Here is a 22,124-nt window from a genome sequence, read left to right as displayed (position 1 = left end):
GGTTTCCGATTGTTCCCGTGATCAGCGTGTGGGAGCCGCATTGGCGCCCGGCGAGTTGCCATTCGGCGGAAGGACGTTCGGCGCCGGGCGATTCGGATCGCCCTGACGTGCGGCCCCGGGGGCCACCGACGCACCCGGCGTGGTCCCGTTCGGTGCGGCGACATCGGGCGCCGGCGAGGTCGGAGCTGCCCCGCCGGGATCGATCGAGTCCTGCGGCGCAGCAGAATTGGCTCCACCGGGATCGGCGGCCGCGGAATCTCTCCCGGTACCGCCCGCGCCGGCAGCGGTGCCGTCGTCCGGATCGGCCGGCGCGTCGCCGCCCAGTCCACGCGAGTCGTCCACCTTCGAGGTGTCGATCGACTTCGCCGGATCCGGTTGTGTCGACGGGTTGATCGACCCCATCGCCTTGCCCTCCGCGGGGGTGGGGTCACCGATCATCCGTCCACGACCGTTCGCATCGACCACCATCCGGGCCGGATTCTGCGCCGGGATCATGCCGAGTCGCGAAGCCTTGTCCGACAATTCGGGCGCGGAGTCCCCGGAGTCGAAGGTTCGCTTGAGCGCATCGCGACGGTCGAGGAGCGATTGGTTCTGGTCCCGCTCGATGCCGATGCGGTACGAGTCCTGAGCCGACCGGGTGGACAGCCACAGGCTCAGACCGAGCCCGACGACCAGGAGCGCGATGACGGGGACGACGAACGGGACAGTCGAGACACGCTCGCGCAGAGTCGCTCTACGGACGCCGATCGCCCGGGTCGGACGTTCGGCCACCTGCGGTGCGGACATCGCAGCGCGGTGTTCGCGCTCGATCCGCCGACGCCGCCGGTCGATCGCCCGCTGCGCCGATCGAGAACGCGTCGCGCGATCCCGGTCGACCCGGGTGCGCTCACGCCGGCCGGCGCCCGGTCGGGCTCGGTCGAGGTCCGCATCGTCGAAACCCTCGTCGATGGTCGTGTCGTCGTACACGGTCGTCATGGCCGATCCTCCTCGACGCGTTCGATGGCCCGCACGCGCACCGGCGCGGACCTGGGGTTGAGTGCCAACTCGGCCTCCGTGGGCCGCTCAGCGCCCCGGGTGACGAGGCGGAATCGCGGTGCCGTCCCGGGCAGTTCCACCGGAAGGCCGGCCGGGGAGGTGGAGGTCGTCTGACGAGCGAACTCGCGCTTGACGATCCGATCCTCGAGTGACTGATAGCTCATCACCACGACCCGTCCCCCGACGGCCAACGCCGACAGCGCGGCGGGTAACGCGGCGATCAGTGCGTCCAGTTCGTGGTTGACCTCGATGCGCAGCGCCTGGAAGGTCCGCTTCGCCGGATGACCTCCGGTGCGTCGCGTCGCCGCCGGAATCGAGGCGTACAGCAACTCCACCAGACGTGCGCTGGTGGTGAACGGTTCACGTTCGCGTTCCCGCAGGACCGCCGAGGCGATGCGGCCGGCGAAACGCTCTTCGCCGTACTCCGACAAGACCCGCGCCAACTCACCGTGGGAGTAGGTGTTCAACACATCCGCGGCGGTCAGCTCGTCGTCGGAGTTCATCCGCATGTCCAGCGGGGCGTCGGTGGCGTAGGCGAATCCGCGTGCGGCACGGTCGAGTTGCATCGACGAGACGCCGAGATCGAAGAGGACGCCGTCGACGGAGGTGACGTCGGCGTCGACCAGAACCCGCGGCAACTCGTCGAATCGGGCCTGATGGAAGGAGATCCGGTCACCGTGGGCGCGGAGACGCTCGCGTGCGATGCCCAGGGCCGACTCGTCTCGGTCGACGCCGATCACCCGCGCGGACGGGAAGGTGTCCGCCACAAGCTCGGAGTGACCACCTGCGCCGAGGGTCAGGTCGACGAAGACGGGAGAGTGACGCTCGGCCGAACCGAGTGCAGGAGTGAGTAATTCGATTATGCGATCGGCCATCACCGGGATGTGGCCGTGCGGGCCCGATCGGCGCGGTTCGGCCGATTCGCCGTGCGCCTCCGCACCACCGTCGGCCGGCTGGTCGTCAGGGTCTGCGTTCACCGGCTTCTTCCTCGCACTGCACGACGCGCCGGATTCCTCCACTACGTCACGATGGTCACTCGGATGATTCGGGATGGGCGATCGGCCGCGGAGAGACGTCGGCGCGACGGCCGTCGGGGAAGGAGTCGACACCGCCTCGGCGCATCCGGTGTGGATCGTGGTTCCGCTGCGGCGATGGCGGAGGCGTCCGACGGATCGGGGTCCCGGTCCGGTTGCGCACCTGGCGTTGGGGAAGTACGCCAGGGTCGCACCGGGCCGGGGCCTCGTCCCGTCCGAAGCCCTCGTCACGTCTGCGTCCCGCTCGCTACAGCAGCGCGTCCAGCGCAGCCGAGCCCGCGGCCGAGAAGTTCTCCTCGTGCTCGCTCTGGTATTCGCGCCACCTCTGCGCGTCCCAGATCTCCAGATGATCGAAGGCGCCGATCACCACACACTCCTTGGACAGCTCGGCGTAGTCGCGGTGCCCCGCGGACAACGTCACCCGCCCCTGTCCGTCCGGACGCTGTTCGTCGGCGCTGGCGAAGTAATACCGCTGGTATGCCCGCGCCTCGGGATCGTTGCGCGATGCCGCCATCGTGTTCTCCGCCAACACATCGAACTCCTCGTTCCGATACACCGACAGGCTGCGGTCCTGGCCTCGAGTGACCACCACGCCTCCTGCCACTGCGTCACGGAACTTGGCGGGCAACGTGAGTCGCCCTTTGTCGTCCAACTTGGGCGTGTAGGTGCCGACGAATCGCACGGACATGTCGACACCTCCTGCCCACTGAGAGTGGAGTTCCGGATCTCCTCACCCAGTGCTGCCACTGTACCCCACTTTCCACCACTTTCCACCCTCTGACGCCCCCAGTTCCCCACCGCAGCACATATGTGCAGTTCACAGGGGTGCTGATCCGGAGTTCACCGCCGCCACACGGCGCGTCACGATCGATCATCTGCGATGCCAGAGGGATGTACTTAGACAAAAGTGGCTGGTGAGGCATGCGTATCGGCCACTGTGGGGCGAAGTGGGGATTGCCGTGGGTGACAGTGGGGATCGGGGTGGGTGACCGTGGGGATCGCAGGGGGTGATCGCGCGGAGATGGTGGCCACGTCCCGGCCGACTGGTCCCACTGTGTAGCGGAATGTCGTGCGTCGGACAGACAGAAGGGCCGCACATCGGATGCGATGTGCGGCCCTTCTGTTTGTATGGGTGTGCGAGGAGGGGGCGTCAGGGGCGCTCGGCGACGATCACCGGGCCCGGTCCGATCATTCCTGCTCGAACCGGCGGTTGAACCGCTCCTCCATGCGCTCGGTGAACTTACGCTTCGGCCCGGCCGCCCGCGGCGCCTTGCCACCAGAGGCGGCACCGCCCTTCGCGGCTGCTCGCTCGGCCGAACCGCCGCCCCAGAGCGCGAGGAGGCCGGCGCCGAACATGACCAGGAAGCCGACGAGGCTGATGATCGGGAATCCGCCGATGTGGACGTCGACGATGAGTCCGCCGATCAGCAGTACGAGGCCGAGGACGAACACGGCGACGGCCTGCAACCGCCGACGTCCGTTCGTCTTGCCGAGGCGCCGACGCTTGACGTTCGACGCGAACTTCGGGTCTTCGGCATACAGAGCGCTTTCGATCTGTTCGAGCATGCGCTGCTCGTGCTCCGAGAGTGGCACCGACCCTCCTTCTCCTCCTGATCTGCGGGACATCGCACGGTGGCGAACGCGGAGGTTCGGTGACGGGTGTCGGTGCCCCTGGCCGTCGTATACGGCCGGTCTGCCGTCAATGATACGAGGTGAATCACCCCGCGACCACCATTACCTCCGGTTACGTCGATTACCACCGTGCTGAGAACCGTCGGCACGTGGGCAGCATCACGCGGTTCGGTCGTGCCGAACGGTCTGATGGGCCAACTTGCCCTGCTCATAGGCGATCACGAGGCGCTCGACGAGATCCAGGAACTCGGCGACCTGCCGGCGCAATCCGACGACGGTCTGTTCGTCGACCGAACGAACGAGACCGGACTCGATGTCCATGCGCGTCCGCGACAGCGAAGCGAAACGGCCGGCTCGGTCACCGAGGGCCGGAACCGTCGTCGCGATACGACTCCAGGCGTCGCGTGAGCCGACCCGACGGGCAGGGCGCGTACGCGGCTCGTGGAGTGCGAGTGCCGCACCGGCCCCTCGCAGCGCCGCGAGGTAGTACTGCCGGAACCGCTCGGCGGAGTCCGGGACCCCATCGGCGTTCTCGAACAGGATGTCGGCGCGCTCGAGGAGGTCGCGGCCGCGCTGGACCACGACCGGATCGATGGTGACGGTCGTGTCTGCCATGTCCCCTCCTCGGTTCCCGCCCGGTGCTGGGGCGTCTTCGTGATCAACGCTGCGAGACGGGTGATCATGCCCGATCGCGGCCCGTCAGGGCGCCCGGCCCGGTGACGCACGCTTCCCTCGTCCACCACCGGACCGGACATCGTCGTCGGGGTGGGTCAGAACAGCTTGCGGAGGCTGATTCATCGAACACCCGTTCGACAGATTCAATATAGCTAGCGCAGCGGTCGGGTTCAAGGCGACCGAGGCGGCATCCGAGTGAACGATGCACGGCCACCGGTACGGGTGGTCGCGGGTTCGACGAGAGGACTGGCGTTCGGTGACCATCCGTCTCGTCGACCTGACCGCACAGGATGCCCGCATCTGGCTGGATCCCGCGCTCGACATCTACGTCACCGCGATGGAATACCCGCGCGGTACGGAGATCCACCGGTCGGCGTTGTGGCGCGATCACATCGCCCGGCCGGGCTGGCGCGCGGTGGGTGCCGTCGCAACCGTCGGGCCGGCCGCGCGAACGGCGCCGACCGCCGTCCGCAGGGTCCGCCCGCCGGTGGCGGTCGCCGACGACGAGGTCCTCGTGGGCATTGCCTACGGCTACCGCGGTGGTCGGGACCAGTGGTGGAATCAGCAGCTGCGCACCGGACTCCGGTTGTCGGGATATCCGGCCCACGCCATCGAGGACGTCGCCGACAACTACTTCGAGTTGACCGAGTTGCACGTCCACCCCACCGCGCAGGGCCGCGGCATCGGCCAGTGGCTGCTCACCCGACTCCTCGAGGGACGTGTCGAGCGTCGGGTCCTGCTCTCGACCCCGGAGGTCCCCGGCGAGGAGAACCGCGCATGGTCGCTGTACCGCCGCATGGGCTTCGGTGACGTGTTGCGACACTTCACCTTCACCGGCGACCCGCGACCGTTCGCATTCCTCGGTCGTCCGCTCCCCCTGCAGCCCGCGCCGCAGGCGCCCTCACTGCAACAGCCGCAGGCGCCCTCACCGCAACAGCCGCAGGCGCCCGGCCGGCCGGCCCCGTGGACTCCGGGGGCTGACCCGCGGTGACGCCCGCCGCCCCCGACCGTCGCCACACCCCCACACACCAGGTGTGGGACACCGTGGTGGTCGGCGCCGGTCACAACGGTCTGGTGGCAGCCGCCTACGTCGCGCGCGCCGGACGCTCGGTCCGGGTACTCGAACGCGACACCGTGCCGGGTGGTGCGGTGTCCACGGTCGAGCGCTTCCCCGGCCACCGGGTCGACCGCGGATCGTCGGCGCACCTGATGATCCGGCACTCCCCGATCCCCGACGAGCTGTCACTCGCCGACGGTGGATTGCGCTACCTCGACTGCGATCCGTGGGCGTTCGCACCCGCAACCGAATCGGCGCCACCGATCGTCTTCCGCACGGATCTGGACGCCACCTGTGCGTCCATCGAACGTGCTTGCGGCCCTGCGGATGCCGACGCCTACCGCCGGTTCGTCGACGTCTGGCGGCCACGGGCGCGAGCGGTGATGAATGCCTTCTACGAGCCCGCGACCCCTGGTCGCTTCCTCCGTGTCTTCGCCGGGTTGGGTACAACGGCGTCCACGGCGCGAACGGGCCAGATCGGCCGACGCGCGGGCGAACTGACGTCGGTGACCCAGGACCTGATGTCCTCCGGCGACGCCCTGCTCGACCGGTGGTTCCGGTCGGAGCACCTGAAGGCCGCCCTCGCATGGTTCGGCGCGCAGTCCGGGCCGCCGATGAACGCGCCCGCGACCGCACCGATGGTCGGGTTCGCGGCGCTGATGCACGATATCCCGCCGGGACGGGCGGTAGGCGGTAGCGGCGCTCTGACCACCGCCCTGATCGACCGGATCGAGGCGGCCGGTGGCGAGGTGCACACCGGTTCGCCTGCGACCGCACTCACCCGCTGCGGCGACCACTGGCGCGTTACCACCGGCGAGCCCGACGGCACCGGGAGCGGAACCCACTGTGCGCGGTCGATCGTCGCCGCGTGCCACATCCTGACCACCCTGGACCTGCTGGCAGCGGGCGGGCACGACCGCGACATGGTGGACGCCTGGAGATCGGCGATCATCGTCGGCAACGGGATCGGCATGGCGGTCCGCCTGGGCACCAGCGCGCTCCCCACCTACCGCGACCTCCCCGGCGATCTCCCCGCACACGGTGTCCACTCGGCACTCGGACTGCTCGTCACCGACCGCGCGCAGCTACGCCGGTCGCACGCGGCCGCCGAGGTCGGCGAGCTCCCCGACCGTCCGGCCTGCATCGCGATGAGCTTCTCGGCCCTCGACCCGACCATCTCTCCTCCCGGAACGCACCAGGTCTCGCTCTGGGCGCAGTGGCATCCTCGACGGCTCTCCGAGGGGCGGGACTGGGCCGATCTGGCCACCGAGGCCGGGGACGCGGTCCGCGCCGAACTCGAACGGCACGCCCCCGGCATCACCGCGGCCACCGACCACGTGCACGTCCAGACGCCCGCCGACCTCGAGTCCGAGCTGGGTCTGATCGGCGGCAACATCATGCACGTGGAGATGACCATCGACCAGATGTTCATGTTCCGTCCGCACCCCGACCTCGCCGACGCCCGCATACCCGGCGCCGACGGCGTGGTCCTGGCCGGCGCGTCGGCGCATCCCGGCGGCGGTGTGACCGGCGCCAGTGGTCGGGTCGCGGCGCAGCGGATCCTCGGCCGACGCGGCTTCCGGTCGGCAACACGCGGATGAGCGCGGGCACGGCGCACCCCGGGACACCGGGTCGGATCTGGCACGATGTCGGGGTGCGATCGTTCCCCCGCCGTCTCGGTCCCGTCGTCCTGGTCCTCGCGATGCTGTCCGCATCCTTCTTCCTGACCGGATGTCTGGAGCGCTCGACCACCGTCGGTGACCGGTTCTCGGGCAGCATCATCGTCGCGACGTCCCCGGACAATCCGCGTGGGGCACCGCGCCTGGACGTCCCGGAGTCGATGTCGAGTCGGGTCACGCTCAGCGACTACCGGGTCGGTCCCGGCGACGGCGATTCGACGAGCGGCTCGCCGTCGTCGACCGCGGAGTCGGAGGCACCCTCGGCCGGCGAGTCGGGGGCACCGACCTCGGGTGCCGACGACGCCCAAGGATCATCCGACGATCAGGATGCGGAGGAGCCCGCACGGATCGGCACCCGTGCCAGCTTCACCGACCTCACCGCAGGTCAGTTCAGTCAGCTCGGCGACATCGTCGCGGGAGCCTTCGGCGATTCGTCGATGAGCATGGACCTCACCGCAAAGCGCAGCGGCGACGTCGTGCGCTTCCGCGGGACCGCCGACCTCACCGAGTTGGTCCCCGGTCGCGATTACGTCCAGTTCTCGGTGGTCTTCGACGGCCCGGTGTCGGCGACCAACGGCGACCAGACGGGCGAGTACGCGGTCACGTGGACCCCCGAGCCGCGCAAGCCCTCCGACTTCAGCGCGGACTCCACCTACGCCGACCCGGCCACCGCCGCGGTCGGGAGCTGGACCTGGCTGCTGGCGATCATCTGCGTGGTCGTGATCGCCGTGATCGTGCGACTGGCGTATGTATCCCGGTACCGCGGTCCGCGGCCGGGGCGCCCGCGCGACGGCGGCCGCTCGACACCGAGCAAGCGGGACCCCGTCTCGCGCTGAGTGATCGGCGCGGTCGGCGAGCGGCGAGTCAGGAAGGGGTGGCCACCGGGACCGCCGCGCTGACATCGACACCGAGTCGCTGCAACACCTCGCTGGTCGCCTTGGCGAAGTTGAGGCTGCAGAAGTGCAGGCAGGGTGCACCTTCGGCGATGAGTCGCTCAGCCATCTCCGTCGCGAGGTCGATCCCGACCGCACGCACGGCTGCACGGTCCTCCTCGTCGCCGGGACCGGCAGCCGCCGCGAGACGGGCGTCGACGGACGGCGGGATGACCGAGTTCGACAGCTCGACCATGCGTCGGACACTCGCCAACGATGTGATGGGCATGATGCCCGGGATCAGTGGCTTGGCCGCCTGTTCGGGGTCTGCCGCGGCCAGTCGGTCGCGCAGGCGGAGATAGTGCTCGACATCGAAGAACATCTGGGTGATCGAGTACTCGGCGCCGGCCCGCAGCTTGCCGACAAGGGTCTCGGTGTCGTGGTCGAGGTCGCGGGCACGATGGTGGCCCTCCGGGAACGAGGCCACCCCGACGTGGAAGTCGCCCAGCTCGTCGATGAGCCGCACGAGTTCCTGGGCGTACTCGACGCCCTCGGGGTGGGCATGCCACTCGCCGAGCGGGTCACCGGGCGGGTCACCGCGCAGCGCGAGGATGTTGGTGATGCCTCGGTCGGCGTAGGAGCCGACCAGCGCACGCAACTCGTCTATCGAGTGGTTCACCGCGGTGAGATGGGCGACCGGCAGCAGGGTGGTCTGCTCGGCGAGTTCGCCGGTGATGCGCACGGTGCGGTCACGGGTGGAGCCGCCGGCACCGTAGGTCATCGACACGAAGGCCGGGCCGAGTCGTTCGAACACCCGCACCGCACGCCACAGCCGCATCTCGCCCTCGTCGTCACGAGGCGGGAAGAACTCGACCGAGAAAGGCACCGGACCGCGATGTGGCGCGGACAGCCGGTCCACGATCGACGGCGAGTGGGCAGCGGAGGTCACGGCAACAGCATACGGAGTTGCGCCGGAGCGGATCGGGCTGCACCGGCCGACCTCGCGCCCGCGGATGCGCGCGAGTCCCCTAGCCTGGCTGGGTGACCGCCCCGCACCAGCCGATCACCTCACTCGACGACGTTCCGACCGCTGTCGAGGCGGTGTTGCGCACCGTCTTGGACTCCGCGGTCCCGGCCGCCGGCATGGTCGCGCCGGTCGTCGGCGCCGCCGGAGAAGAGCTACGTGACTTCGTCCTGCAGGGCGGCAAGCGCATCCGGCCGGTCTTCGCCCATGCCGGCTGGCTGGCCGGGGTGTCCTCGCCGCAACGCAGCGGCCCACCGATCGCGGTCGGGGGTTCCACCGGGACGCCGGACGAGACGGACGTGCTGCGGGTCGGCGCAGCACTGGAACTGATCCAGGCCTGCGCGCTGATCCACGACGACATCATCGATCACTCCGACACCCGCCGCGGCCGTCCGACACTGCACCGACGGTTCGAGACCCGACATCGGGCGGCCGGCTGGTCCGGCGATGCCACCGATCACGGCGTTGCGTCGGCGATCCTGGTCGGCGACCTGGCGCTCGCCTGGGCCGACGACCTGGTGCACGGGATCGTGCCAGGGACCGAACCCGGCGCCGGGCGACGGTCACTGCCGGCGACGTCGGCTGCGGTCTGGTCGGCGATGCGGACCGAGGTCCTCGGAGGCCAGCTCCTGGACATCATCACCGAGGCCGACGGCGACGACACGGTCGAGGCCGCCTACCGGGTGATGCGCTTCAAGACCGCTGCATACACGGTCGTCCGGCCGCTGCAGCTCGGCGCGACACTGGCCGGGGCTCCGGAGTCGCTCATCGACGACCTGCGTTCCGCAGGTGAGGATCTCGGCATCGCCTTCCAGCTGCGTGATGATCTGCTGGGGGTGTTCGGCGATCCCGAGCGCACCGGCAAGCCGTCCGGCGACGACCTGGTCGAGGGCAAGCAGACCGTCCTCGTCGCGATCGGACTCGACCGCGCGGCCCGCCGCAACCCCGAACTCGCCGGCCGCCTGCGGACACTGATCGGTCGGCCCCTGACCGACGACGAGGTCGCGACCGCTCGCGGAATCCTCCACGACGTCGGCGCGGTCGACGAGATCGAGACGCGTATCGCGGGTCTGGTCGAGTCCGCCACCGCCACCCTCGACGATGCCGATCTCGGCGCCGACATCCGGGCCCAGCTGGTGGCGCTGGCCACCCGCATCGCACACCGGGAATCGTGAGCCTCGTGCCGCCGTCGGATGACGCGCCCGTCGAGGACGACCGCCAGACCACCCGAGGTGGGGTCATGGGAGGCTCGGCCCGGCTCGACCTGATCGTCGGCGCCGTCGGGTCGGTCCTCGTGGCCATCGGCGCCTTCGGGGTGGCCGACATCCCGCGCGCGCACCCGGTCGCAGCCGATGCCGGATTCGCCTGGATGTCGTATGGGCACGGGAAGACGTTGTCGGCCACGGTGTTCTGGCTCGGCGTCGCGGCGATGGTGATCGCGTGGATACGACTCGGTCGCCGACTCGCCGTCCGCCCGGAACGATCCGACGGACCGGCAACTGAGCATCCGACGACGCCGGCACCATCACTGCGCGCGTTGCGTTGGTGGGCGCTGATGTGGTCGGTGCCGATGCTGGTGACGGTCCCGATCTACAGTCGCGACGTCTATGCGTACCTAGCACAGGCGGCGGTGTTCCGCGCCGGGTTCGACCCGTACGCAGATGGACCGGCGCACTACCCCGGCCCGTTGCTCGACAGCATGGCGCAGGTCTGGGCGACCACCACCGCACCGTACGGACCGTTCTTCATGGCGCTGACCCGCGGCGTCGTCGAGGTGACCGGCGATCATGTGATCCTCGGCGTCATCGCGGTCCGCCTCGTCATGGTGCCCGGACTCCTGTTGGCGCTGTGGGCGATCCCCCGGATCGCCCGGACCTTCGGCGCGTCCGCCCGGATGGGGCTGTGGCTGGTGCTGTTCAACCCGATGGTGGTGATCCACCTCGTCGGAGGGCCGCATGTCGAACTCCTGCTGCTGGGTGTGGTCGTCACCGGCCTCGCCCTGGTGCTCGGGCGCCGACACGTCCTGGGCACCGCGGTCCTCGGTCTGGCCGTCTCGATCAAGGTCACGGCCGGCATCGCGATCCCGTTCGTGGTGTGGATCTGGTTGTCGCACCTCCGCGATCAGCGCACCGCTGCCGACGGCGATCCCGACGCCGCGGCGGCCGCCCACGCAGGGCCGGCCGACGGACAGGCAGCTGTCGGGGTGGCTGGTGGGGAGAAGCCGACCGGGATCTCGACACGCACGGTGGTCGGCGTCTTCGCCGCGGTGACGCTCATCCCCGTGGCGGTGTTCGCCGTCTGCACGGTGGCGCTCGGACTCGGGCTCGGCTGGCTGACCGGCCTGGGTTGGGCCGACCGGATCATCAACTGGTTCACGGTCCCCACGGTCGTCGCGCACGCCGTGACGCTGATCGCGGCACCGTTCACGGCGCTGAACATCCAACCGGTCCTGTCGGTCACCCGGCTCGTCGCGCAGGTGGTGCTCGCCGTCCTGCTGGTGTGGTTGTGGTGGCGGTATCGGCGCGATGCGCGGTCGGCGATGGTCGGGATGGCATGGGCGATGGCCGCGGTGCTGGTCCTCGAGCCGTCGACCCTGCCCTGGTACTACACCTGGTTGCTGGGCGTGTTGGTCGCCTTCACCCTCCCCCCTCGGGTTCGCGCCCTGATCGTCGGGGTGTCGACGTTCATGCTCATCGTGTTCCAGCCGGACGACTCGATCGTGTTCTACAAGGTGCCGGAAACGCTTCTGGCGCTTGCGCTCTCGGTCCTGGCGGCCTGGTCGGTGCTCCGTGTGGATCCGCTGCGGCTACGACGTTCGGTTGCGTGGCTGTGGGGTTCGCGCGCCGATGCGGCGGGTCTCGGAAACGAGAGGGACGGCAGCGCTGCGACCGAGGGCGTCGTCAAACGCTAGCCGTCGGACGCTAGTCGTCGGACGCTAGTCGTCGGAATCAGCCGTCAGGCGGCCGGTCGGGCGTCGGGCGTAGTACACCGGGGTGCCGTGGCGGTGGCGAGGTGACCGTCGGCTCAGAAGGCCTCGGCCTGCGCGCGCCGGATGACCTCGCGAGCGGAGTGCGTGTGCAGGGCCTGAGCGGGATGGATGCCGAGGTCGTCCTGCACCGTGAACAACCACGCGAGGGCGTCGTCCCGACTGAATCCGCCGTCGAGGAGGACGTCGACGAGGCCGTTGAAATGTTTGGTGATGCCGTGGTCGTCGAAGAACAGCGAGGGCACCGCCGGCGCACCGTCCTTGGAGACGGCGAGCAGATGATGGTCGTTGATCAGCGTACGTACCCGGCCCGGAGATACCCGGAGACGAGCCGCGACCTCGTCCACGGTGTATGTGTCGGCGTCGGCGGGCAGGACATTCGGAGACAGTGGCAGCGATCCCACGTCGGTCAGCTTACCGGCTCGGCCGCGCCACCGAAACGCTCCCGCCGGATACGCCGCAACCGTGATGGGGCGCAGCCCCGGGTCGGGTACGGCTCCCCGACACCTCGATCGGTGGACGCGACGGGCGTCGATCCCGCAGACCGGGCGGTGCGGCCGGTAGATTCGGGACTCGTGAACAGTCCTGTCGACGCGGTCCTGGGCACGGTCATCGAGGACCGGTACCGGATCGACGCACCCATCGCACGCGGCGGGATGTCGGCGGTCTATGTCGGCGAGGACCTGCGCCTGGGCCGGTCCGTCGCGGTCAAGGTGATGGATTCGCGCTACAGCGGCGACCCGACCTTCCTGCGGCGCTTCGAGTTCGAGGCACGTGCGGTCGCCGGGCTCAAACACCCGGGACTCGTCGCGGTCTACGACCAGGGCATCGACGGCGGAACCGCCTTCCTCGTCATGGAACTGGTGGAGGGTGGGAGCCTCCGAGAGCTGCTGCGCGAACGCGGACCGATGCCGCCGCATGCGGTCGTCGCGGTCGCCGACCCCGTGCTCGGCGGTCTGGGCACCGCGCACGCCGCCGGTCTGGTGCATCGGGATGTGAAGCCGGAGAACGTGTTGATCTCCGATTCGGGCGAGGTGAAGGTCGCCGACTTCGGGCTGGTGCGCGCCGTCGCCGAAGCCGGGGTCACGTCCGCGAGCGTCATCCTGGGCACAGCGGCATACCTGTCGCCGGAGCAGGTGCAGTCCACACACGCCGACGCACGCAGCGACGTCTATTCGATGGGCGTGATGATGTTCGAGTTGCTCACCGGACGAACACCCTTCCGCGGAGACTCCCCGCTGGCCCTCGCATATCAGCGATTGAGCTTCGACGTCCCGGCACCCGGCGACGTGATCGACGGTGTCCCCGAGGAATTCGACGAGGTCGTGCTGCGTGCGACCGAACGCGACCCGGCCGACCGCTACGCCGACGGCTTCGCGATGCGCGAGGCCCTGCTCGCAGTCGCCGAGGACCTTGATCTGCCGCCGTTCACGGTGCCCGCGCCGCGACGTTCGGCCGAGCGGTCCACCATGGCGCGGATGCGGGCCGAGGATCGGCGGCCGGTCGACACCCCACGCCAGACGCGGGTGCAGACCGATCCGGGTGCTCCCGGCGGTCCAGGGGCCGGCGTCGGCTCGGTCGACGAGCACGACGATCGGTACGACCACGACGGGTTCGGCGACCGCGAGGAGCACGACGGCGGAGGGCGGTACCGGCCACGGCCCGCGTTCGACCGCACGCGGTCGTCCGCGGTGGCGGTGTTCGACGAACCGTCGGGCGGGCGCGTCCGGGCGCTCGTCTGGATTCTCGTCGTCCTGCTGATCGCCGCCGCGGTCGGCGCGGCCGGTTGGTGGGTCGGCGCCACCGTGCTCAGCTGACGACACCCTGGCCTCGCGGATCGTCGGCTACCTCGCCGCGAGGAGTGGCGGGGTCAGCCGCGCAACATCTCCGCGACCAGGAACGCGAGCTCCAACGACTGCTGGGTGTTGAGTCGCGGGTCGCACGCGGTCTCGTACCGCCCGGCCAGGTCGAGATCCGAGATGTCCTGCGCGCCGCCGAGACACTCGGTGACGTCCTCGCCGGTGAGTTCGATGTGCACCCCACCGGGATGCGTGCCGAGTGCGCGATGGACCTCGAAGAATCCCTGCACCTCGTCGACGATCCGGTCGAAGTCACGGGTCTTGTATCCGGTCGACGACTCATGGGTGTTGCCGTGCATCGGATCGCACTGCCAGATCACCTTGTGGCCGGTGGCCTCGACCGCGGACACGATGCCGGGCAGCACCTCCCGGACCTTGCCGTTGCCCATGCGCGCCACCAGCGTGAGTCGGCCCGGGGTGTTGCGTGGGTCGAGCCGCTCGACGTACTCGACAGCCTGTTCGGGTGACGTCGTCGGGCCGATCTTCACGCCGATCGGGTTGTTGATCAGTTCTGCGAACGCGATGTGGGCACCGTCGAGTTGGCGGGTGCGCTCCCCGATCCACAGGAAGTGCGCCGAGAGGTCGTAGAGCACCTGGCTGTCGGGGTCGGCCGGATCGGTGGCGAGGCGGAGCATCGCCCGCTCGTAGTCCAGGACGAGCGCCTCGTGAGAGGCGAAGATCGCCGCACTCTCGAGACTGGAGTCGGTCACCCCGCAGGCATCCATGAAGCGCAGGCCGCGATCGATCTCGGCAGCGAGGGCCTCGTACCGTGCGCCGGCGGGCGAGGTGCGGACGAACTCGCGGTTCCAGACGTGGACCTTGTGCAGGTTCGCCTCCGAGCCGGTCAGCGCGCGCACGAGATTCATCGCCGCAGCCGCGTTCGCGTAGGCGCGGACCAACCGCGACGGGTCGTGTTCACGGACACTCGGATCCGCGGGGAACCCGTTGACCATGTCGCCGCGGTAGGACGGCAGCCCCAGGGCGTCGGTGTCCGACGACCGCGGCTTGGCGTACTGCCCGGCGATCCGGGCGACCTTGACCACCGGCAGACTCGCGCCGTAGGTCAGCACGACGGCCATCTGCAGCAACGTGCGGATGTTGCCCTTGATGTGCGGCTCGGTGTTGTCGGCGAAGGTCTCGGCACAGTCGCCGCCCTGCAGCAGGAAGGCTCGACCATGTGCGACCTCGGCGAGTTGCGCCGACAGCGACTCGACCTCGGCGGGCATGCAGATCGGCGGCACACTCTCCAGGACCGTGCGCATCCGGGCGGCGGCGTCGGCAGGCCAGGACGGCTGCTGCACCGCGGGCCGGCTGAGGGCATCGGCGAAGCGATGCTCGAGCTCGCCCGGCAGGGGCGGGAGCTCCGGGAGGTCGTCGATCGGTACGTCCACGGTCCAATTCACCACGCTCGTCAGCGTAGTCCGGCGGACCGCCGACAGGCCGTGAGGGGCCGCTGACCCGCGCCTTCGGTGGACCGCAGGCGGGATCAGCGGGCAGGACCACCGGGCGCGATCAGCGGGCGGTGGCCTCCTCGATCGCCTGCCACTTGCGGAGATTGTGACGAGCATCGCTGAGCGCGTCGTGGGCATCGCGTGGTGCGGGCGGCAGCGTGGGGCGTCCGGCGGCGTCCCAGTGCTGACGCAGCTCTCGCGTGTATCGCGGGATCACCCGTGGCAACGCGGTCATCGGACCCCACAGTTGGCACAGCACGACGTGGTCATATGCACCCACCCAGGCCCACAGTTCGATGTCGTCACCGTCGGCGGTGAGGAAGTCGAGGAGGTCGTCGCGAATCCGCCGCCGGTCCCGCCACGCAGGCGAGGACGGAGACGGCAGCTTGGGCAGGACGTTGGCCCGGACCCAGTCACCGGCCCGGCCCGGATCGAAGTCGGTGGACACCGCGTAGAATTCACGTCCGTCCTCCGCGACGACACCGATCGAGACCAGATCGATCGTCCGGCCGTCCTCGATAAACTCCGAGTCGTAGAAGAACCGCATACGGCAAGTATTCGTCACCGACGTTCCGGCCGACGGTCCGGGACGCCACCACGGCGCCCTGACCCGGATGCCGATGGCGACGCCCCCGCCGACACCCCGCCCGCCGAGAACCACCACGAGCAGCAAAGAGTGCCGACAATGCAGACACCGCTGGCCGCCGCCGACGCCTGGCTGCACCGTTGGCGTCCCACGGTCCGGGCCCGCGCGCTGATCGGGTTGGCGTTTGCCGTGTCGGCCGCCCTGCAGATCGTGGGGGTGCCGTTCACCTCGAGTTTCGGCACCCGCACACGCATCGACCTCGACGTCTACCGACTCGGCGGGCAGATCTGGCAGCAGGGGCAGAGCCTCTACGCGGACGGGTCGATGCCGTTCACCAGCGACGGCATCTGGCTGCCGTTCACCTATCCCCCGTTCGCCGCGCTCACCTTCGTGCCGCTCGGCGCGATGGGTCTGTTGATCGCGGGGATCGTCATCTCGCTCCTGACCACCGCACTGCTCGTGGTGGTGCTGCACATCGTCATGGGTGTCCTGTCGGTCGGCGACCGCGCGAACCGCTGGTGGCTCGCACTCGCCGTCGCGGCGCCCGCGCTGTGGTCCAACCCGATGTGGATGACACTGGGATTCGGTCAGATCAACGTCATCCTGATGACCTCGATCGTCGTCGACGTCTTCGTCGTCGGCCGCGGTCGGTGGGCGGTGACCGGGCCGCTCCGCGGGGTCCTGATCGGTCTGGCATCGGCGATCAAGCTGACCCCGCTCGTCTTCGTCGGCGTGTTCCTCGCCGCGCGGCGGTGGCGGGCCGCGGTCGTCTCCGTCGCGACCTTCGTCGCGGCCGGCGCGATCGCCTGGATCTGGTTGCCGTCCGACTCGCTCGGGTACTGGACGCACACCCTGTTCCACACCACCCGCATCGGTGATCCGGCGGGACGGATCAACCAGAACCTCAATGCGTTCTGGATTCGCCTGTTGCCCGCCGACGCGACGACCGAGCAGATCATGTGGCTGGTCAGTTCACTCGCGGTCACGGCCCTCGCGATCGTCGCCGTCCTCGCCTGCCGACCGGTCGCGGCCCTCGCCGCCGACGCCACACCCGGTCAACGGGTCGACGCGGTCCTCGCCCTCGCAGTCGTCGCCATCTGGGGGCTGCTCGTCTCACCGACGTCATGGGCACACCACTGGGTCTGGTCCATCCCGATCATCGTGGCGTTGGTGACCGTGGCGGCACGGTCTGCCCAGCGATCAGCGCAGACCGTCTATCTCGCACTTGCGCTGGTCGGCGCGGTCATCTTCACGGTCGGGCCGTTCCAACTGCTCCGTCCGGCCTTTCTCGGTTGGTCGCCGCTCGACCACGTCGTCGGGAACTCGTACACCCTGTGGGGGCTCGCCGTGCTGGTCGCGGTGTGGCGCCTACCGTTCCGCGCCAACGGGCCCGGACGTCGGGACAGCGCACCCGCACTGGCCGACGCCCGTTCCTGAGCGCGCGGCCCGATCCGCCCAGGCGGGCTACGGTGCCGGCGCTCGGTGGGTCCGGCGCTCGGTGGGTCCGGCGCTCGGTGGGTCCGGCGCTCGGTGAGTCCGGCGCTCGGTGAGTCCGGCGCTCGGTGAGTCCGGCGCTCGGTGGGTCCGGCGCTCGGCGTCCTGGCTCAGGCGGCGGGTGCGTCTGTCTCGCGCGTCGCGGGTCCCGACGCGGGCGCATCCTTGAGCGACGCAGCATAGATGTCGACGTACTGCTGGCCGGAGAGCTGCATCAGTTCGTACATGATCTCGTCGGTCACCGCGCGCTCGATGAACCGGTTGCCTTGCATGCCCTCGTACCGCGAGAAGTCCAGCGGCTTGCCGATCTTCACGGTGATCCGGGTCGGTCGTGGGATGGAGGTGCCGGGCGGGTTGAAGGTGTCCGTCCCGATCATCGCCACCGGGATCACCGGCACGCCGGTGTCGAGGGCGACGCGGGCCAGGCCCGTCTTGCCCTTGTACAGGCGACCGTCGGGTGAGCGCGTGCCCTCCGGGTACATGCCCATCAGCTCGCCGGCCTCCAGCTGTCGCCGCGCCGCGGTCAGTGCTCCGGCCGCGGCCTCGGCCCCCGTCCGATCGATGGGGATCTGACCGACCGCCGAGAAGAACCACCGCTGGAACCCGCCCTTGAGGCCGGTACCGGTGAAGTACTCACTCTTCGCCAGGAAGTAGATGCGCCGGGGCACCATCAGCGGCAGGAAGAAGCTGTCCATCACCGCGAGGTGATTGCTGGCGAGGATCGCCGGCCCGCGGTCCGGCAAGTTCTCCAAGCCCTCCACATGCGGACGGCCGGTCAGGCGAAGCAGCGGTCCCAACAGGATGTACTTGAACGTCCAGTACCACATCGAACACTCCGAACTCGCTGCGCGCCTTGGCGTCCCGGTCAGCGACCGGGCCCCGGACCGCCGACGGCGACCGAGGGTTACGACCCTTTCGAGGAGACCTTACCCGCGCCCGACTCTACCCACGCGATTCGACTCACGGCAGTGGATTGACCTCGCGCTCGGCGGCGAGTGCGCCGACCCCGCGGCGGGCGATCTCGGCGGCCCCGATCACGCCCGCGGCCTCACCCAACTGCGTGCCCCGGATGCGGGCGAGCTGTCGATGGCCGGCACCGGTCACCAGTCGCGCGTAGTGCTCGCGGGCTTCGTCCAGGAACAAGCCGGACGCCGCGCCGACACCGCCGGCCAGCACGATCAGATCGGGATCGAAGATGTCGGCGATCATCGCCAGGCCCTGCCCGAGCGATGCGGAGAACTGCGCGAAAGCCGCCACCGCGACCGCGTCCCCGTCCGCGGCCGCACGAGCCACGCGACGGCCGGTGAGCGAGCCCGGGTCGGCGGCCACGTCGGCCGCGAGCTGACTGCGTCCCCAGTCACCGTCCGCGAGGAGTTCGACGACGGTGTCCACGAGAGCCGTTCCACTGCAATACCGTTCCCAGCATCCCTGCTTGCCGCAGGAGCACTGACGGCCGTCGGGGACGATGGTGAGGTGTCCGAGCTCGGGTGCGACCCCGAAGCTGCCACGGTAGATCTCACCGCCCAGCAGCAGGCCGGCACCGATCCCGGTGCCGATCGCGAGGACCAGCGAGTTGCGGCCCCGCGCCGCCGCACCGAACCTCCACTCGGCGACCGCCGCGGCATTCGCGTCGTGTTCGGCGAACACCGGGATACCCACGCGCGCAGTCATCTCGGCAGCCACCGGGGCCTCCCGCCACGGCAGGTGCGGTGCGAATCGGATGACGCTGCGATCGGGGGTCAGGAAACCGGCGATGGCGAGACCGACCGCTGTGGCCGCCCACCGGGAGACCAGTTCTCCGACGAGTCGGTCGAGACAGTGCTCGAGCGCGTTCGCGGTCGGCGGGGTGGCTGCGCGCAGTGTGTCGAGCATCGCCCCGTGCTCGTCGACCACCGCGGCGCGAACGCTGGTTCCGCCGATGTCGATGCCGATGCTGAGGTCGGCCATCAGCGGTCTCCTTCCGGTTCTCCGACAGGAGTGCGGGTGGCGGCACCGACGTCGATGCGGACCGCGATGGGCTCGTAGCGCTGGTCAGGACCGGCCGACTCCCCGGGGCCCGGTGTCGACCGCAGGGCCGTCGCGATCGCCTCGAGCACCGCGATCACCGCTGCGATCAACCGTGCGATGAGATCACCGATCTCGGTGAGCAGAGTCGTGATCTCGCCCGGTACCTCGAGTCCCACCCGCTCGGTTCCGGCGGACGTCGCGGCACGCGGACCGGCGATGAGCCCGGCGAGCTGATCGATCTGCGCTGCCACACCCAACAGGAACTCCCGGATGGGGTCCACGCCGCCCGGACCCGCCTCGTCGGCGCGGCGGCCATCGGTGTGGTCGTCGGATGTCATCGGGTGGCTGCTCCTGTCCGGCTGCGTGTTCAGGCGGGACCGACGACCCCCGCGGGTCGGTCACCACCGACGGCGCCACGGAACGACCGCGACGCCGACACATGCGGTGAACGACGCTACCCGGTCGCCGGTTGCCACGCCATCGGCCCCCGGTGATCCGATCGTCGCGGTCGTGAGCTCGCTAAACGATGGTCGAGCCCGGTCAGCGGGCTCGCGGCCACACGGCCGGGTCCGGCGTGAATCGGACCACCATCACCGTGCCGTCCCAGGTGGCGTCGACCACCCGGCACCGCCGCAACACCGATGGCAAGGTGACCGGTTGCCGGAATCCGCCGACGGTGACGAGCAGGTCGTCGCCGACGCGCCCCAGTCTCAGCGAGCCCGGGTCGGGTAGTCGCTGACGCCAGCGCATCTCGTACTCGCCGTCCGGTCCCGGACCGCCGAGAGAGACCACCGTCGCGGCTGCGGCCCCCTGGGCACGACCGCTGGGGTCGCCGAGCTCGACACCCAGTCGCCGCAGTCGGGCAGCCCGATCGATCGGCTCCGGGATCGGATCGACGATCCGCAGGTCCACACCGGGGGGCAACTCACCGATCGCCGAGACCACCGATGCCTCGGCGCTCTCGGTGCCCTCGGCATCCCCGGTGGCCGAGGCGTCCTGGGTGTCCCGGGCGTCCTGGGTGGCCGACAGGCGGGAGTCGGCAATGGTCGAGGTACGGGCCCCGGTGCCGCGATTGACGATCACCGACCGCAGCGCCAGACCCATCATGTCGATGGTGCCGAGCAGATGCGGGGTCAGGCGCGTCCCGCGGGCGTCGTCGGGCACCACCAGGTGGACGGCGACCGCGTGCGCGTCGGCGAACAACTCAGTCACGTCGTGGCAGTCGCGATCGATGGTGTCGATGGCGGCGGTCAACTGCGCGACCACCGGGCGCTCGGCCGCCGCGGCCAACCGGCGGTGTCGCGGCCAGAGCCGGTTGAACGCCTGCCCGAGCACCGCGCCCGCCCGCAGGAACGTGAAGGGATCGGTACCACCGGAACAGTCCACGATGATCCGCCGCCAGCGTCCGCTGATCGCCTCGTCGCGAATCCGGCGGAGCGCCAGGAAGTCCTCGATCCCGGGCAGTGTGGTCAACTCGCCGGACGCGACCTCGGCCAGCGCCCCCACGCCGGGAATCACCGCGGCGCTCGAGGTCAGGGTCGCGGCCAGCACGTCGGTGAACACCTCCCAGGTGTTCTCCAACAGCTCGAGCCGATCCAGCGCGAGCAGATGCAGGTTCGCCGACACCGCGACCGGCTCGTCCGGTGCCCGGAACACACCCAGCATCTGGGTGGCGGGCGATGTGCGATCGATCGTGATCAGCAACGTGTCGTGTTCGGTACGTGTCACGGGAACGCCGGTCAGCCGCGTCGGAGTCCGTCCACCACCGTCGTTGCGCCGCCTGGTCGCGCGGGCAGGCCCCAGGGCCCCGGCAGCCGCGACGACGGACACGCCGGCGCCTCCGGGCCCGAGCACCAGGTGGATGGGCGTCAGATCGATCAGCCTTCGACTCGCTTCTTCAGATCGTTCAGCGCGGTCTCGGTGATCGCTTTCTCGGCCCGTCGCTTCAACTGGCCGATCATCGGCACCAGGAGGTCGACCATCAGCTCATAGGTCACTTTGGTCGAACCCGGAACCTGTTGGGAGAGAACATATCGACCACGCTGATCGCGTTGCAGATCGCTGCTGACCAACTGCCAGGACACGCCCGCGCCGTCCGCGTCCCACTCATAGGCCAGCACATAGGTGTCCTGCAGCACGCCCGCGTCGAGGACGAAGCGCACCACCCGCGGCCGGCCGTCGGCGCCGGATTCGGTGACCTCCACCTCGCGGGCGGCGGTCACCCACTCGGGATAGTGCTCGAAATCGGCGATCACGGACATGATGTCGGCGGCGTCGGCGTTGACGACGACGGACCGTTCGGTGTGGTCGGCCATCACACACCCACGCCGTCGGCGGTGACCGCTGGGGCGCCCGGGGCCCGGTCACCCTCCGCGCGGTCCTTGACCTCGAACGACATGCGCTTACCCGCCACCCGGCGAGCGTGGTTCAGCGCCGCCAGACGATCCATCCGGGCACGCGGCGCCGACGGCAACGCGTCGGTCGGCTCGGCGTGCATGAAGTAATGCAGCACCACGCCGTCGAGCACCGCCTCGGCCCAGATCTCCATGGTCCCGGTCACCGGCCCGGACACCTGCCAGCGCACGCCCTGCTCATGCCGGTCCTCGACGACCTCCAGGCGCAGGTCCGGCCACCAGCGTCGCCAATTGGCCCGCTCGCCGACCACCTCGGCGACCAGAGCGGGCGCAGCGGCGACGAACGTCTCGTCGGCAACCTGGATGCTCGTCACGCACC

Annotated in this window: 22 protein-coding genes; 7 read left to right on the top strand and 15 right to left on the bottom strand. The window is 69.9% G+C overall.

Annotated features, from left to right (window positions below; genetic code table 11):
• Positions 1 to 21 precede the first annotated feature (21 nt).
• The 5 genes from ftsL to GS4_RS16840 all read right to left on the bottom strand — a co-directional run bounded on the left by ftsL (position 22) and on the right by GS4_RS16840 (position 4,316).
• Positions 22 to 975: a cell division protein FtsL gene (ftsL, locus tag GS4_RS16860; protein WP_007622742.1), complete on the bottom strand. Its 954-nt coding sequence runs from the start codon at positions 973 to 975 to the stop codon at positions 22 to 24.
• Entirely contained in the window at positions 972 to 1,910 is a 939-nt protein-coding gene (rsmH, locus tag GS4_RS16855; RefSeq protein ID WP_040510880.1) for a 16S rRNA (cytosine(1402)-N(4))-methyltransferase RsmH, read from the bottom strand. The genes ftsL and rsmH overlap by 4 nt, the downstream gene beginning before the upstream one ends.
• A 406-nt stretch (positions 1,911 to 2,316) precedes the next feature.
• Positions 2,317 to 2,757, bottom strand: a complete 441-nt coding sequence (gene mraZ, locus GS4_RS16850) for a division/cell wall cluster transcriptional repressor MraZ (RefSeq protein WP_007622738.1) — start codon at positions 2,755 to 2,757, stop codon at positions 2,317 to 2,319.
• A gap of 500 nt (positions 2,758 to 3,257) precedes the next feature.
• Positions 3,258 to 3,662 (bottom strand): SCO2097 family morphological protein, encoded by a 405-nt coding sequence (locus GS4_RS16845; protein WP_007622736.1) that lies wholly within the window; start codon positions 3,660 to 3,662, stop codon positions 3,258 to 3,260.
• A 198-nt stretch (positions 3,663 to 3,860) separates the two neighbouring features.
• The gene (locus GS4_RS16840; RefSeq protein ID WP_007622734.1) at positions 3,861 to 4,316 is read right to left on the bottom strand and encodes an SAV_6107 family HEPN domain-containing protein; all 456 of its coding nucleotides are present in this window, start codon (positions 4,314 to 4,316) and stop codon (positions 3,861 to 3,863) included.
• 316 nt (positions 4,317 to 4,632) lie between these two features.
• On the opposite strand from GS4_RS16840, the gene GS4_RS16835 reads away from it, so the two are divergent.
• The 3 genes from GS4_RS16835 to GS4_RS16825 are packed head-to-tail and all read left to right on the top strand — an operon-like array spanning position 4,633 to position 7,948.
• Positions 4,633 to 5,367, top strand: a complete 735-nt coding sequence (locus GS4_RS16835; protein ID WP_007622731.1) for a GNAT family N-acetyltransferase — start codon at positions 4,633 to 4,635, stop codon at positions 5,365 to 5,367.
• Complete coding sequence (locus GS4_RS16830) at positions 5,364 to 7,034, top strand: phytoene desaturase family protein (RefSeq protein WP_007622729.1); 1,671 nt, start codon at positions 5,364 to 5,366, stop codon at positions 7,032 to 7,034. The genes GS4_RS16835 and GS4_RS16830 overlap by 4 nt, the downstream gene beginning before the upstream one ends.
• A complete protein-coding gene (locus tag GS4_RS16825; protein WP_007622727.1) occupies positions 7,031 to 7,948 on the top strand; it encodes an LppM family (lipo)protein in 918 nt (305 codons plus the stop codon). The genes GS4_RS16830 and GS4_RS16825 overlap by 4 nt, the downstream gene beginning before the upstream one ends.
• 28 nt (positions 7,949 to 7,976) lie before the next feature.
• On the opposite strand, the gene GS4_RS16820 is transcribed toward GS4_RS16825, so the two are convergent.
• Positions 7,977 to 8,933 (bottom strand): methylenetetrahydrofolate reductase, encoded by a 957-nt coding sequence (locus tag GS4_RS16820; RefSeq protein ID WP_007622725.1) that lies wholly within the window; start codon positions 8,931 to 8,933, stop codon positions 7,977 to 7,979.
• Between the two features lie 92 nt (positions 8,934 to 9,025).
• On the opposite strand from GS4_RS16820, the gene GS4_RS16815 reads away from it, so the two are divergent.
• Positions 9,026 to 10,183: a polyprenyl synthetase family protein gene (locus tag GS4_RS16815; RefSeq protein WP_007622723.1), complete on the top strand. Its 1,158-nt coding sequence runs from the start codon at positions 9,026 to 9,028 to the stop codon at positions 10,181 to 10,183.
• 65 nt (positions 10,184 to 10,248) lie between these two features.
• On the top strand, positions 10,249 to 11,919 hold the full coding sequence (locus tag GS4_RS16810) for an alpha-(1->6)-mannopyranosyltransferase A (protein ID WP_083862754.1): 1,671 nt from the start codon (positions 10,249 to 10,251) through the stop codon (positions 11,917 to 11,919).
• 113 nt (positions 11,920 to 12,032) lie between these two features.
• On the opposite strand, the gene GS4_RS16805 is transcribed toward GS4_RS16810, so the two are convergent.
• Complete coding sequence (locus GS4_RS16805) at positions 12,033 to 12,398, bottom strand: Rv2175c family DNA-binding protein (protein WP_007622719.1); 366 nt, start codon at positions 12,396 to 12,398, stop codon at positions 12,033 to 12,035.
• A gap of 171 nt (positions 12,399 to 12,569) precedes the next feature.
• Here GS4_RS16805 and GS4_RS16800 point away from each other — a divergent pair, with 171 nt between their 5' ends.
• Positions 12,570 to 13,811, top strand: coding sequence for a protein kinase domain-containing protein (locus tag GS4_RS16800; RefSeq protein WP_040510877.1), 1,242 nt, complete (start codon positions 12,570 to 12,572; stop codon positions 13,809 to 13,811).
• 53 nt (positions 13,812 to 13,864) lie between these two features.
• Here the strand turns inward: GS4_RS16800 and GS4_RS16795 are convergent, their stop codons facing one another.
• Positions 13,865 to 15,259 (bottom strand): class II 3-deoxy-7-phosphoheptulonate synthase, encoded by a 1,395-nt coding sequence (locus GS4_RS16795; protein ID WP_007622715.1) that lies wholly within the window; start codon positions 15,257 to 15,259, stop codon positions 13,865 to 13,867.
• Between the two features lie 106 nt (positions 15,260 to 15,365).
• On the bottom strand, positions 15,366 to 15,851 hold the full coding sequence (locus tag GS4_RS16790; protein ID WP_007622713.1) for a polyadenylate-specific 3'-exoribonuclease AS: 486 nt from the start codon (positions 15,849 to 15,851) through the stop codon (positions 15,366 to 15,368).
• Between the two features lie 138 nt (positions 15,852 to 15,989).
• Here GS4_RS16790 and GS4_RS16785 point away from each other — a divergent pair, with 138 nt between their 5' ends.
• Entirely contained in the window at positions 15,990 to 17,327 is a 1,338-nt protein-coding gene (locus tag GS4_RS16785) for a glycosyltransferase 87 family protein (protein WP_007622711.1), read from the top strand.
• 167 nt (positions 17,328 to 17,494) lie between these two features.
• Here GS4_RS16785 and GS4_RS16780 read toward each other — a convergent pair whose 3' ends face one another.
• The 6 genes from GS4_RS16780 to GS4_RS16755 form a co-directional block, all read right to left on the bottom strand.
• Positions 17,495 to 18,211 carry a lysophospholipid acyltransferase family protein gene (locus GS4_RS16780; RefSeq protein ID WP_007622709.1) on the bottom strand — a complete coding sequence of 239 codons (717 nt, stop codon included), beginning with the start codon at positions 18,209 to 18,211 and terminating at the stop codon, positions 17,495 to 17,497.
• Between the two features lie 133 nt (positions 18,212 to 18,344).
• The gene (locus GS4_RS16775) at positions 18,345 to 19,331 is read right to left on the bottom strand and encodes an ROK family protein (protein WP_007622707.1); all 987 of its coding nucleotides are present in this window, start codon (positions 19,329 to 19,331) and stop codon (positions 18,345 to 18,347) included.
• Positions 19,331 to 19,729, bottom strand: coding sequence for a hypothetical protein (locus GS4_RS16770; protein ID WP_007622705.1), 399 nt, complete (start codon positions 19,727 to 19,729; stop codon positions 19,331 to 19,333). Before GS4_RS16770 ends, GS4_RS16775 begins: the two co-directional genes overlap by 1 nt.
• A gap of 202 nt (positions 19,730 to 19,931) precedes the next feature.
• Positions 19,932 to 21,248, bottom strand: coding sequence for an ArsA family ATPase (locus tag GS4_RS16765; protein ID WP_040510834.1), 1,317 nt, complete (start codon positions 21,246 to 21,248; stop codon positions 19,932 to 19,934).
• A gap of 20 nt (positions 21,249 to 21,268) precedes the next feature.
• Positions 21,269 to 21,706 (bottom strand): SRPBCC family protein, encoded by a 438-nt coding sequence (locus GS4_RS16760; protein WP_007622703.1) that lies wholly within the window; start codon positions 21,704 to 21,706, stop codon positions 21,269 to 21,271.
• A complete protein-coding gene (locus GS4_RS16755; RefSeq protein ID WP_007622698.1) occupies positions 21,706 to 22,119 on the bottom strand; it encodes a hypothetical protein in 414 nt (137 codons plus the stop codon). The genes GS4_RS16760 and GS4_RS16755 overlap by 1 nt, the downstream gene beginning before the upstream one ends.
• Positions 22,120 to 22,124 lie beyond the last annotated feature (5 nt).

Origin of the sequence: Gordonia soli NBRC 108243 (assembly GCF_000334455.1) — a bacterium.
In the GTDB taxonomy this organism is placed as follows: Bacteria; Actinomycetota; Actinomycetes; order Mycobacteriales; family Mycobacteriaceae; genus Gordonia; species Gordonia soli.
The sequence above is the reverse complement of the archived record's forward strand: the minus strand, read 5'-3'. Positions and strand labels throughout refer to the sequence as shown.